This window comes from Luteibacter sp. SG786, assembly GCF_011759605.1.
Taxonomy (GTDB): Bacteria; Pseudomonadota; Gammaproteobacteria; order Xanthomonadales; family Rhodanobacteraceae; genus Luteibacter.
The window spans coordinates 169648-181753 of record NZ_JAAOYX010000002.1 but is presented as its reverse complement, the minus strand read 5'-3'; the positions used below and the strand labels follow the sequence as shown (position 1 = coordinate 181753).

Annotated in this window: 10 protein-coding genes; 9 read left to right on the top strand and 1 reads right to left on the bottom strand. The window is 68.2% G+C overall.

Annotated features, from left to right (window positions below):
- The first annotated feature begins 41 nt into the window (after positions 1–41).
- The 7 genes from pilQ (at position 42) to FHS47_RS12620 (ending at position 9798) form a co-directional block, all read left to right on the top strand.
- The gene (pilQ, locus tag FHS47_RS12650; RefSeq protein ID WP_247741469.1) at positions 42–2246 is read left to right on the top strand and encodes a type IV pilus secretin family protein; all 2205 of its coding nucleotides are present in this window, start codon (positions 42–44) and stop codon (positions 2244–2246) included.
- A gap of 592 nt (positions 2247–2838) precedes the next feature.
- On the top strand, positions 2839–3831 hold the full coding sequence (locus FHS47_RS12645) for a MoxR family ATPase (RefSeq protein ID WP_167028347.1): 993 nt from the start codon (positions 2839–2841) through the stop codon (positions 3829–3831).
- Positions 3828–4748 (top strand): DUF58 domain-containing protein, encoded by a 921-nt coding sequence (locus FHS47_RS12640; RefSeq protein WP_167028344.1) that lies wholly within the window; start codon positions 3828–3830, stop codon positions 4746–4748. Before FHS47_RS12645 ends, FHS47_RS12640 begins: the two co-directional genes overlap by 4 nt.
- A complete protein-coding gene (locus tag FHS47_RS12635; RefSeq protein WP_167028341.1) occupies positions 4748–5230 on the top strand; it encodes a DUF4381 domain-containing protein in 483 nt (160 codons plus the stop codon). Before FHS47_RS12640 ends, FHS47_RS12635 begins: the two co-directional genes overlap by 1 nt.
- Positions 5223–6203, top strand: coding sequence for a VWA domain-containing protein (locus FHS47_RS12630; RefSeq protein ID WP_167030104.1), 981 nt, complete (start codon positions 5223–5225; stop codon positions 6201–6203). The genes FHS47_RS12635 and FHS47_RS12630 overlap by 8 nt, the downstream gene beginning before the upstream one ends.
- Positions 6200–8095 carry a tetratricopeptide repeat protein gene (locus FHS47_RS12625; RefSeq protein WP_167028338.1) on the top strand — a complete coding sequence of 632 codons (1896 nt, stop codon included), beginning with the start codon at positions 6200–6202 and terminating at the stop codon, positions 8093–8095. The genes FHS47_RS12630 and FHS47_RS12625 overlap by 4 nt, the downstream gene beginning before the upstream one ends.
- Positions 8096–8097: 2 nt before the next feature.
- Positions 8098–9798 (top strand): BatD family protein, encoded by a 1701-nt coding sequence (locus tag FHS47_RS12620; RefSeq protein ID WP_167028335.1) that lies wholly within the window; start codon positions 8098–8100, stop codon positions 9796–9798.
- Positions 9799–9804: 6 nt separating this feature from the next.
- Here FHS47_RS12620 and FHS47_RS12615 read toward each other — a convergent pair whose 3' ends face one another.
- Positions 9805–10311, bottom strand: a complete 507-nt coding sequence (locus FHS47_RS12615; protein WP_167028332.1) for an O-acetyl-ADP-ribose deacetylase — start codon at positions 10309–10311, stop codon at positions 9805–9807.
- Positions 10312–10385: 74 nt separating this feature from the next.
- Here FHS47_RS12615 and FHS47_RS12610 point away from each other — a divergent pair, with 74 nt between their 5' ends.
- Together FHS47_RS12610 and FHS47_RS12605 are read left to right on the top strand one after the other, a co-directional pair.
- Complete coding sequence (locus FHS47_RS12610; RefSeq protein ID WP_167028329.1) at positions 10386–10844, top strand: MarR family transcriptional regulator; 459 nt, start codon at positions 10386–10388, stop codon at positions 10842–10844.
- Between the two features lie 118 nt (positions 10845–10962).
- Positions 10963–12105 carry an efflux RND transporter periplasmic adaptor subunit gene (locus FHS47_RS12605; protein ID WP_167028326.1) on the top strand — a complete coding sequence of 381 codons (1143 nt, stop codon included), beginning with the start codon at positions 10963–10965 and terminating at the stop codon, positions 12103–12105.
- The last annotated feature ends 1 nt before the right edge of the window (position 12106 follow it).

Below are 12106 nucleotides of genomic sequence, written 5' to 3'. Positions count from 1 at the left end.
GCGCGCGCCACCGGCCGCGGCGCTGGATCCTCGGCGCCGCGATGGCTCTCGCGGGAGCCTTCGCCGGCAATGCCGCGGCGGCGAACGCGCTGCAGAAGGTCAGCTACGACGCCCAGCCCGGCGGCCGCGTGGAGCTGACCCTGGCGTTCTCCGAACGGGCACCGGAGCCGAAGGTCTTCACGACCAGCAACCCGCCCCGCATCGCCATCGACCTGCCCGACACCGCCAACGCCTTCAGCACGCGCCACATCGACATCGGCAAGGGCGCGACCTCGGGCGTTTCGGTCATATCCGCCGGCGGCCGCACCCGCGTCACCGTCGAGCTGTTCCGGGATTCCGCCTACAAGACCCGCGTCGACGGCAAGAACCTCGTGGTCACCGTCAACAACGGTCCGACCGGCGCCACGACCACCACGGCCATCGTCTCGGATCCGACCAAGGCGTTGCCGTCCAGCGCCGGCACGCCGCTGTCGAACATCGACTTCCGCCGCGGCCAGAACGGCGAAGGCCGCGTGCTGGTGACCCTCGGCTCGGCCACATCCACGCCGGAGATGCACCGCGAAGGCGACCATGTCGTGGTGAGCCTGCCGGGCACCTCGCTGCCGCCGAAGCTCAACCAGCGCCTCGACGTGCTCGATTTCGCCACGCCGGTGCAGTCGATCGAACCCAGCTCCCGTCCGGGCGGCGCCCGCCTCGACATCCGTACCCGGGGCGAGGTCGAAGTGTCGGCTTACCAGAACGGCACCGAGTACGCCGTGGAAGTCGCACCGAAGAAGGTCGCCGCGCCGACGGGCAAGGCCGCGAAGGGTCAGGAACCGACGTATTCGGGCTCCCGCCTGACCTTCAATTTCCAGGATATCCCCGTCCGCTCGGCCCTGCAGCTCATCGCCGACGAAGCCAAGCTCAACCTCGTCGCCTCCGACAGCGTGGGCGGCAGCGTCACCCTGCGTCTCGTGAACACCCCGTGGGACCAGGCACTGGACGTAATCCTGCGCGCCAAGGGGCTGGACAAGCGTCGTAGCGGCAACGTCGTGTGGATCGCTCCACAGGCCGAGCTGGCCAATTACGAGCAGAGCCTCGCCGACGCCCGCCAGAAGGCCGAAGACTCCGCCGAACTGGTGTCCGACTACATTCCGATCAGCTACGGAAAGGCCGAAGACATCGCCAAGCTGCTCACCCAGGGCAGCCTGCAGGGCGGTGGCGGTTCCAGCGGCGGCAGCAGCCGTGGATTCCTTTCGCCGCGCGGCAGCGTCTCCTTCGACGACCGCACGAACACCCTGCTCATCAACGACACGCCCGACAAGATCCGCGACCTGCGTGAACTCATCGGCACGCTCGACCGCCCGGTGCAGCAGGTGCTGATCGAGTCGCGCATCGTCGTGGCCACTGACCAGTTCAGTCGCGAACTGGGCGTCCGCTGGGGCGCACAGGGTTTCAATCACAACAACGCCAATCAGATCATCGGCACCACGCCGGATCTGAGCAGCGGTGGCACCGGCACGACCGGCGGCGGCACCGGCGGTCTCGTGACCAGCGTCCGCAACAGCGACGTGAACTACGCCAATGCGGTCAATCAGTACATCGCCAACGGTTCGACCGGCACGTTGCCGACCCGCCAGCCGTATACGCTCCCTGGCGGCTACAACGTGAACCTTCCGGTCTCCAATCCGGCTGGCAGCATCGGCCTTGCGATCCTCGGTGCCAACTACATGGTCGATCTGGAGTTGTCGGCAGCACAGACGGAAGGCCGCAGCGAAGTCGTCTCCAGTCCTCGCGTCATCACGGCGAACCAGCAGGAAGCCGTCATCAAGCAGGGTACGCAGATCGGTTACGTGACCTACCAGGCTTCGGGATCCGGCGGCGGCGCGCAGAACGCTACCGTGCAGTTCAAGGATGCCGTGCTCGAACTGCGCGTGACGCCCACCATCACCGCCGACAGCCGCGTCTACCTGAAGATCAACGTGAAGAAGGACGCCCTCGCCGGCAACACGCCGTCGCCGGGCGGTGGCTTTGTTCCGTCGATCGACACCCGGGAAATCAATACGTCGGTGCTCGTGGACAACGGGCAGACCGTGGTTCTGGGCGGCATCTACGAGATCACCAAGACGAACACCACCAACAAGGTGCCCGGTCTGGGCGATATCCCAGGCCTCGGTGTGCTGTTCCGCCGCACCAACCGCGGCAACAACAAGGCCGAGCTGCTGATCTTCGTCACGCCGCGCATCCTGAGCGATACGTTGCAGTAAGCCGTACCGCTCTCCGAATCGAACGCCCGCCTCGCGCGGGCGTTTTTTTTGGTTGGTATGTGAAACGATGCCCCGATAAAGGCCGTCCGAGGTGGCAACTGGCTGAGCGTGCGGGTGGGCCAGGCGATGCTGTCCCGCCCGCAGCGGCTGCCTTCGGCTGTGCCGGCTCTCCGGACACGTCGCCTCAGGTATGGGGAGAGTCTTCGGTGTCCATCCTCGAGGCGAGTTCCGCACAAGAGAGCGGCCGAAGGCCAGATAGGTAAACGGGCCGCGCCAGCGGCCCCTCCCTTTCGAACGCGGAGGACCTGTCTGAGCAGCGAGGGTGGACACCGAAGGCTCTGGCCTCACCGTCAAAGCTGACGGCGGCGCCAGCCGCTAGGGCACATGCATTCGCCTTGGCGAATGAACTGCTACATCGAGACAGCCTCACCGGACTTCCGCGAGAACCGTTTTTCCGGCCGAAAGAAGCCGGAGTCACACGCTCGCAAGGCCGTGTGGCTGCGGGGAGAGTGAGGGCCGATGACCTCCGGCCCTAAACTTATTGGCGGTGCTGTGGTCTGATCGGGCCTTCACCTTGTCCGGAATGCCCACGATGTCCGCTACGCCAATTGCTGCCACGCCGCTCCAGGACGCCTTCGTCCGCCTGCGCGAGGACCTGGCCAAGGGCATCATCGGTCAGCCGCACCTGGTCGAATGCCTGCTCATCGCCCTGCTGGCCGACGGGCACCTGCTGGTGGAGGGCGCCCCCGGGCTGGCCAAGACCACGGCGATCAAGGCGCTGGCCACCCGTGTGGAAGCCGATTTCCACCGCATCCAGTTCACGCCGGACCTGCTGCCGGCCGATCTCACCGGCACCGACATCTTCCGGCCGCAGACGGGCAGCTTCGAGTTCGAGCGCGGTCCGCTGTTCCACAACATCGTGCTGGCCGACGAGATCAACCGCGCGCCGGCGAAGGTGCAGTCGGCGCTGCTGGAAGCCATGGCCGAGCGGCAGATCACCATCGGGCGGCGCACCTGGCCGTTGCCGGACCTGTTCATGGTCATGGCCACGCAGAACCCCATCGAGCAGGAAGGCACCTTCGCGCTGCCGGAAGCCCAGCTGGACCGCTTCCTCATGCATGTGACCATCGGTTACCCCGATGCCGACGCGGAACTGGCCATCCTCCGTCTTGCGCGCGAACAGGCGCGCGAGACATTGCATCCCGCCGCCAGGCCGGCGCACATGCTGCGCCCCGACGACGTGTTCGCGGCACGCGAGGCGGTGCTGGCCGTGCACATGGCGGAGCCGCTGGAGCTCTACATCACGCAATTGGTGGTCGCATCGCGCGATGCCGGGCGCTACGGCCAGGAGCTGGCCCGCTGGATCGCCTGGGGCGCCAGCCCGCGTGCCACGATCGCGCTCGATCGCTGTGCCCGTGCGCATGCATGGCTGGCCGGCCGCGACTATGTCGTGCCGGACGACATCCACGCCATCGCGCACGAGGTACTACGGCACCGCGTGTTGCCGAGCTACGAGGCGGAAGCCGAAGGCGTGCGCATCGACACCGTGATCGACCGCCTGCTGGACCTCGTGCCGCTGCCGTGAGCGTCGTGGCCCCCATCGCCGATGGGCGCGTCCATGTGTCGCTCCCGGAACTCATCGCCCTGCGTTCGCGCGTGGCGCGCGCGCCCGCACCGCCGGTGACCTCGCGCGTGCAGCGCAGCGGGCAGCGGCCCAGTCGTCTGCACGGCCGCGGCATGGATTACGCCGAATCGCGCGTGTACCAGGCCGGCGACGATGTGCGCCGAATGGACTGGCGCCTCACCGCGCGAAGCGGCGTGGCGCATACCAAGCTGTTCCAGGAAGAAAGGGAAGGGCGGTTGCTCATCCTGCTCGACACGAACGCCAGCATGCGCTTCGGCACGCGCACCCGCTTCAAATCGGTACAGGCGGCACGGGCCGCCGCCATGGCCGCGTGGTACGCCGTGCGCGGTGCCGACCGCGTGGGCGTGCTGGCTTTCGGCGGACAGCGCCAGCTGTTGCGCCCGCAGGGCGGATCGCGTGGGGCACTGGCCGTGGCCGGTGCGCTTGCCGCGTGGGATGCGCTGCCGCCCGGCGAAGACGAGTCGTTGTCGGCGGCGTTGCAGCGCGCCGGCCGGCTCATGCACGGGGCCTCCCGCGTGTTGCTCGTGAGCGACGGTTTCGCGGTGGATGCGGCGGCGCGTGGGCGCATGCTCGGCCTCGTCGCCAAGGCCGAGGTCGCGGTGCTCACCGTCGCCGATCCGCTGGAACTGTCCGAACCACCGGCGGGCCGTTATCCCTTCGCCCATCGTGGCGTGCACTACGACGTGGTGTTACAGGGCGAACGCCAACGCAGCGATTTCGCGCGCAGCCTGGGCGAGGGCCACCGTCGCCTGGACGAACTCTGCGACGGCCTCGGGATTCGCCATCGCACCCTCGACACAAGCGCCGATCCACTCGATGCCGTCGTGGCCCTGCTCGGCACGGCAAGGGCACGCTGATGCCAGGCAACGGTCCCGAACTGCGCGACATCCACGTGCCGCACGTGTCCATGTGGTGGCCACTCGCCCCAGGTTGGTGGCTGCTCCTGGCGCTGTTGCTGGTGGCTGCGATCGCGCTCACCTTCTTCCTGCGCCGGCGCGCGGCGTGGCGGCGCTTTGTCGATGCGTCGCTTGCCGATCTGCGCGCTGCAACGGCACGGTATGCGGACGACGGCGATACGCTCGCCTTCGCCGCCACGGCGAGCCAGCTCGTCCGCCGCGTGGCGCGCTTCCGCGATCCGCACAGCGCGACGCTGTCCGGCGCCGCATGGCATCAGGCGCTTGCCGCCATCGCGCCGGATCGGGACGTGTCGCGCCTTACGGCATTGGATGAAGCGAAATACCGCCCGGTGGCGGACATCGACGTGCGCGAGACGGCAGCCGCCGTCGAGGCATGGGTGCGCAAGGCACTGGACAGGAGGCGGCCGCATGTCGCTGCCTGAGTTCGCTTGGCCCTGGATGTTCCTCGCGCTCCCGCTGCCCTGGGTGCTGCGCCATGTGCTGCGTCCGCTGAAGCCGGCGCAGGCGTTGAACCTGCCACAGCCGGGCCTGTCCCTCGTACAGTCGTCGCTCGCTCGCGCCCCCTTCGCGGCGACACTGTTGCTGGCGCTCGCATGGTTGAGCCTCGTGGTGGCCGCGGCGCGTCCGCAGCACCTGGGGCCGCCCGAGCCGCAGCGCCGCAGCGGCCGCGCGCTCATGATGGCGGTGGATCTTTCCGGCAGCATGTCGCTCGACGACATGCAACTGGCGGGGCGGCAGGTGACGCGGTTCGCCGCCGTGGAAGCGATCGCCGGCGATTTCATCGACCGTCGCGCCGGCGACGAACTGGGCCTGATCCTGTTCGGTTCGCAGGCCTACCTCGTCACGCCGCTCACATACGACCTGGATGCCGTGCGCGCACAGCTGCATGGTGCCGTCGTGGGTCTTCCTGGGCGGGAAACCGCCATCGGCGATGCCCTCGCCGTTGCCGTGAAGCGCCTTGCCGACATGCCGGAAGCGGCGCGCGTGGTCGTGCTGCTGACCGACGGCGTGAACAACGCCGGTTCCATCGCGCCGCGCGAAGCGGCACGTGCAGCCAAGGCGGCCGGGGTACGCGTGTACACCATCGGTATCGGAGCGAATGCGATGCGTGTGCCCGATTTCTTCGGGACCCGCGTCGTCAATCCTTCCGCCGACCTGGACGTGGGCATGCTCACCGACATCGCGAACCAGACCGGCGGGCGCTTCTTCCGCGCCACCGACACGGATCAGCTGGCGGCTGCCTATCGCGCCATCGACGAACTGGAGCCCGTGCCGCAGCAAGGTGCCGCGTTGCGGCCCCGCTTCGAACTCTTCCGCTGGCCACTGCTCGCGGCGCTGGTCCTTTTTGGCCTGGCCGTGCTGCCTCGCTACGTGGGACGAAGGGCCGTCGCATGAAGACGTGGCTTGCCGATTTCCATTTCCTCGAGCCGCGCTGGCTCTGGCTGCTGCTTCTCGTTCCCGTGCTCGCCTGGATCGGAAGCCGGCGCAAGGCGGGAGAACGCATGCTCGCCCGCCTCGCCGATCCCGCCCTGCTGCCTTACCTGCTCGACGGTACGCCGTCCGCGTCGCGCGGGCCGGTCGCGGCATTCGTCTGTGCCGCGGTGCTGGCCGTGCTGGCGCTGGCCGGCCCCACCTGGGACAGACAATCGCAGCCGCTGTTCGCCGAGCGTTCCGCGCAGGTCGTCGTCGTGTCGATGTCGCCCCACATGCTCTCGCACGATGTCGTTCCCGATCGCCTGAGCCGTGCGCGCTACAAGGTACGTGAGCTGTACGCCGCCAATCGCGGTGGCATGAACGCGCTGGTGGCGTACACGGGCGAAGCTTTCACCGTGGCGCCGCTCACGACGGACGCGCACAGCGTGGACGACCTCCTCGCCGCCCTGGCACCGGACACCATGCCGGTGGATGGCGACGATCCCGCCAAGGCGATCGATCTGGCAGCCGATCTCATCCACCACGCGGACCTCCGCGGCGGTTCCATCGTACTGGTGACCGACCGGGCCGATGCCGCCGCCACGGCCGCGGCGCGCCGCGCACGTTCGGCGGGTAACCGCGTTTCGGTGCTCGGCATCGGCACCGCACGCGGCGGCCCCATCGCGACCGACGACGGTGGGTTCCTGAAGGATGCGCGCGGGAACATCGTGATGGCACCGCGCGACGATGCGTCGCTTGCCGCCGTGGCGGACGCGGGAGGCGGGCGTTTCGTCGCCGTTGCCGACGATGCTTCCGACGTGACCGCCCTGGCCGGCCTTGCGCGCGGCGAAGGTGACGGCAAGGCCGTGGAAGGCGCCGCGTCGGGCCAATGGCAGGACCGCGGCCCATGGTTGCTGCTGCCCTTGTTGCCCATCGTGGCGCTCGCCTTCCGGCGCGGGTGGCTGCTCGTGTTCGCCCTCGCATTGCTGCCACTGTCGCCCGCGCACGCGGATGGCGTCACCGATGCCTTCCGCACGCGCGACCAGCAAGCCGCCCGTGCGCTCGCCGCAGGCGACGCGCATCGCGCACAGGCCCTTGCGGAAGATCCCGCGTTGCGCGGTGTCGCCGCATATCGTGCGGGCGATTACGCGGCGGCTGAGGCGTCCCTCGCGCAGCGCGGCGATAGCGACTCGCAGTACAACCTCGGCAACGCGCTGGCGAAGCAGCAACGCTACGAGGACGCGCTGGCCGCCTACGATCGCGCGCTGAAAGCGAATCCGCATAACGAGGATGCCGCCGCGAACCGCAAGGCCGTGGCCGACTTCCTGAAGAAACAGCAGGAAGAGAAAAAGCAGAACCAGGACAAGCAGGGCGGCAAGGGCGGTCAGGACAAGGATCCGAAAGACCAGTCGGGCGACCGGAACCAGCAGCAGGGTCAGCAGGACGGCAAAGACGGCAAGCAGGGCGAACAAGGCAAGCAGTCCGGTGCCGACGGCAACGAGAACGGTCAACAGCAGGGCAATCAGGACAAGGCCGGCGAGGGCGAAGGCGGCGATCGCAGCAAGGACAACGGTAAGGCGCAGGCGCCGCAGGGCGACGCCGAGGCGAAATCGCAGGCGGAGCGCGCACAGGCGCAGGAAGCACAGCAGGCGCTCAAGCAGAAGATGGACGAGGCCCTTGCCGCCAAGAAGGCAGAGCAGGACAACGGCAAGGAGCACGACCTCGGCGCCGTCTCCAGCGACGATGCGTCCTCGAAGCTGCCTGCCGATGTGCGGCGTGCGCTGATGCGCGTGCCCGACGACCCGGGCGGTCTGCTACGGAGGAAGTTCATGCTCGAATACCAACGCCGCCATGGCGCGGAGCCGGAAGAATGAACATGCGCAGGATTCTGCTCGGCATCGTGCTGGGATGTTTGCCGTGGCTTGCCTGGGCGCAGGCCGCGGCGCCGGTGGCCTCGCTCGACCGCAGCAAGGTCGGTGTGGGCGAGACGGTCACGCTCAATATCGAGATAGCCGACCAGACGACGGAGTCGCCGGACCTTTCTCCGCTCACGCCGGATTTCGTGGTGCTCGGTACGTCCACGAACCACACCTTGAGCATCGTCAACGGCAGGCGCGAGTCGCGCACCATCCTGGGCATCGCATTGCGCCCGCGGCGCGAGGGCCATCTCACCGTTCCTCCCCTCAGCATCGGCGGACAGCAGACGCAGCCTGTGTCGCTGGACGTGGTGGCTTCCAATGACACCGGTCCCGCAGCGGCCGACCGGCCCGTGGTGCTGGAAGGCACGGCCGATCCGACCAAGGCCTACGTGGGCCAGCAGATCGACTACACCTTGCGCCTCTATTTCGCGGTGAACCTCGCCGACGGGCAGTTGGGCGATCCCTCCGCCGAAGGCGCCGAGGTGCGGCGCATCGGCCAGGACGCGAATTACCAGGCGATGCGGGGCGGCCGCCGGTTCAATGTCGTCGAACGGCACTACGCCATCTTTCCGCAGCACGCCGGCACGCTCGAGATCCAGCCGCCCACGTTCCAGGGCACGGCCGTGGACCCCACCGACGCCAACTCTTTCTTCGGCGCCGGCGAACCGGTGAACGCCGTTGCCGAAAAGCTTCGCGTCGAGGTGAAGGGCCGTCCGGCGTCCGCCACCGACGGCGCCTGGATTCCGGCGCGCGACCTGAAGCTCGCGCTCGACGGATTGCCGCCCGACGGCAAGGCACGCGTCGGTCAGCCGATCACGCTCACCATGCGGTTGAGCGCCACCGGCATGCCGTTCGAAGCCCTGCCGGCGCTGTCGTTGCCCACACTGGATGGCGCCGACGTCTATCCCGACAAGGCGGTGACCGGCGGCGGCGTCAGCGGCCCCTGGGTAACCGGCCGCCGCCAGCAGGGCTTCGCGGTGGTTCCCACCCGGCCGGGCACGTTGCATATCCCGGCCACCACGCTGCACTGGTGGAACGTGATCACGGACAAGGCGGAAGTCGCCACGGTCCCCGCGCACGACATCGTGGTGGCGCCGGGGAGCGCGGCGGGTGCCGCACCGTCCGCCAACCCGGCCGCGAAGTCGCCCGTAGGCGATACGCCGGTGCCTGCGCCTGCCGCCGCCACCGCGACGTCGTCCGTTCCTGTGGCCGGCGATGCGATTCCCTGGCGATGGTTGTTCGTGGGCGCGCTCGCGCTGTGGTTGCTGACGCTTGCCGCATGGTTCGTGGTCGCCCGGCGTCACCGCTCGCGCAAGCCGGCGGCCACGCCCGCCGATGCCGAGGCACCCTTGCGCGAACGCGCGGCGCACAAGCGGTTCCTGGAGGTGGCGGCCGGTTCCGATCCGGCGGCCATCGAGCGAGGTCTGCTGCAATGGGCTCGCGCCGTCCGCCCGGCCGTCCGTTCGCTGGGCAGTCTGTCGGACCAGCTTCATGAAGGGCCGCAGACGCAGGCCATCGCGGCGTTGCAGCGTGCGCGTTTTGCGGACGGTCCCGTTCCGGGTGCGGCGCTGCGCGAGGCCTTCGCCAAGGGGTTCGACTGGAAGGTGTCGCCACCTGCCGATTCTGCTCCGGGCCTGCCGCCGCTCTATCCCCGGTAAGGCCGACTACAGCAAGGCGCGATAGATGCCGGTCATCCTCGCGCCGAAGGTGCAGAAGACCACGCGCCCGGGGGTCCATTCGGCGTTACGAATCGTCGTCATGGCGATCTCCGCCGCCGCTTCGGCCGGGTAGCCATAGATACCCGCGCTGATCGCAGGGAAGGCGATCGAATCGTGGCCCAACTGCCGCGCGATTTTGAGGCAATTCTTATAGCAGTCGGCCAAAAGGCCAGGTTCGCCGCGGTCACCGCCATGCCAGACTGGCCCGACCGTATGGATCACGAACGGCGCGGGCAGGTTGAATCCCGGTGTGTAGCGGGCTTCCCCCGTCGGGCACCGAACACCTTTGCGCAGTTCCGGCAAGGCGCGGCAAGCAGCCAGCAGTGCTGGTCCGGCAGCGCGGTGGATCGCACCGTCGACACCGCCGCCGCCCAGAAGCGATTCGTTCGCGGCGTTCACGATCGCATCCACCGCCAAGGTAGTGATATCCGTTTCGATCACTTCAACTTTCATAGGAAAACTCCTTGTGACGGCCACGTGGCATTTGGCTACGATGTCCCGGACCAAGCAGCGATCCACCAAAGGCCATGGCCGAAATCAAAGCCGAAGATATCTCGTTCGCATACCTCATCAACGACGTGACCTTGCTGTTCCGCAAGCACTTCGACCGGCGGGCTGTGCGTTTCGGCCTTACCCGCGCCCAGTGGCGCGCCCTGAAGGCATTGCACCGCCGCCCTGGCATGCGTCAGAACGAGCTGGCCGAACAGCTGGACATGGAACCCATCGCCGTGGGCCGCGTCATCGATCGCCTGCAGTCGGCGGGCTTCGTCGAACGCCGGGCTGATCCGAAGGACCGCCGCGCCTGGCGCCTGCACGACACCGACCAGGCCCGCGGCGTCATCGACGACATGGAGGAAATCGCCCGCGGCCTGCGTCGCGATGCCACCCACGGCATCTCCACCGAAGAACTGCAGACCATGCTGGCCGTGCTCGACCGCATGAAGGAAAATCTCCAGGGCCTGGACGGGCCCGGCGAGGAAAGCTGAACGCCGGTCAACCTGTCGCGGGGATGTGCGTTAGCTTCTACGGATAACCGTCCCTGAACCCAAAGCCCGCGCCTCCCCCAGCGCGGCGACCGAACCGATGGATTCGGCCGGAGCCCACATGCAGCGATCCCCCGGGAAGAAACTCCTCCTCATCGTCGGCCTCGTGGTCGTCGCGGTCGTTGTTTTCGGGCTGTGGCGGCAACACGGCAAAGGCGGTGGCGAAGCCGTCACAGGGGCGGCCGCGAAAGGCGCGTCGGCGGGCGTTCCGGTCACGGTCGCGACGGCCAAGCGGGGTGAAATCGATCTTTCCCTCAAGGTGATCGGGCGGGCCGAGGCCTATTCCACCGTGAACGTGCGCTCCCGTGTCGACGGGCAGTTGGAATCGCTGGCGTTCACACCCGGAACCCATGTGAAGAAGGGCGCGCTGCTCGCGAAGGTCGACCCGCGTCCCCTGCAGGCGGCGTACGACGAGGCCATGGGCAATGTCGCGCGCGACCAGGCCCAACTCGTGAAGGCCGAGGCCGACTTGGCGCGATACCAGAACATGCTGGGCAAAGGCTTCGTCAGCCGCGCCGATTTCGATCTGTACAAGGCCAACCTCGGCGTGGCCCGCGCGGCCCTGGAGAGCGACCGCGCCGCCGCCAGGGCCGCCAAGACACAGCTCGACTTCACCACCATCGTGGCGCCCTTCGACGGCGTGACCGGCGCGCCGCTGGCCTACCCGGGCGCCACGCTCAACGCCGACACCACCGACATCGTGGTGCTCAACGAGGTGGACCCCATCCGCGTCGCCTTCTCCATTCCCGAGGACAGCCTCGCCGCCGTGCGCAACAGCGCGCGACGCGGCACCCTGCCGGTACACGCGAAGATTCCCGGCGACGATGGCGAACCGCTGACGGGCGAACTGGAATTCATCGACAACGCGGTAGATGCCACCACGGGAACCATCGTGCTCAAGGGCCGTTTCGCGAACGCCGACGGGCGGCTTACGCCTGGCCAGTTCGCAGAGGTGACGCTGCCTACGACGCGCCTGCTCGACGCCGTGAGCATTCCGGTGGTGGCGTTGCAGAGTTCGACCGAGGGCACCTTCGTCTTCGTGGTGAAGAAGGACGGCAGCGTCGAGCAGCGGACGATCACCACCGGCGCCACCACTGCGGACCGCGTGGTGGTCGACAAGGGATTGCAGGCGGGCGAACGCGTGGTGACGGAAGGCCAGATGCTGCTCGTCGACGGCGCGCGCGTGCGCGTCGACGAGGGTTGAG

Bases quoted from the DNA above. Each gene is read 5' to 3' on its own strand.
- FHS47_RS12635 (WP_167028341.1), top strand. From the start codon at position 4,748: ATGCCAGGCAACGGTCCCGAACTGCGCGACATCCACGTGCCGCACGTG.
- FHS47_RS12610 (WP_167028329.1), top strand. From the start codon at position 10,386: ATGGCCGAAATCAAAGCCGAAGATATCTCGTTCGCATACCTCATCAAC.
- FHS47_RS12645 (WP_167028347.1), top strand. From the start codon at position 2,839: ATGTCCGCTACGCCAATTGCTGCCACGCCGCTCCAGGACGCCTTCGTC.
- FHS47_RS12625 (WP_167028338.1), top strand. From the start codon at position 6,200: ATGAAGACGTGGCTTGCCGATTTCCATTTCCTCGAGCCGCGCTGGCTC.
- FHS47_RS12615 (WP_167028332.1), bottom strand. From the start codon at position 10,311: ATGAAAGTTGAAGTGATCGAAACGGATATCACTACCTTGGCGGTGGAT.
- FHS47_RS12620 (WP_167028335.1), top strand. From the start codon at position 8,098: ATGCGCAGGATTCTGCTCGGCATCGTGCTGGGATGTTTGCCGTGGCTT.
- FHS47_RS12605 (WP_167028326.1), top strand. From the start codon at position 10,963: ATGCAGCGATCCCCCGGGAAGAAACTCCTCCTCATCGTCGGCCTCGTG.
- pilQ (WP_247741469.1), top strand. From the start codon at position 42: ATGGCTCTCGCGGGAGCCTTCGCCGGCAATGCCGCGGCGGCGAACGCG.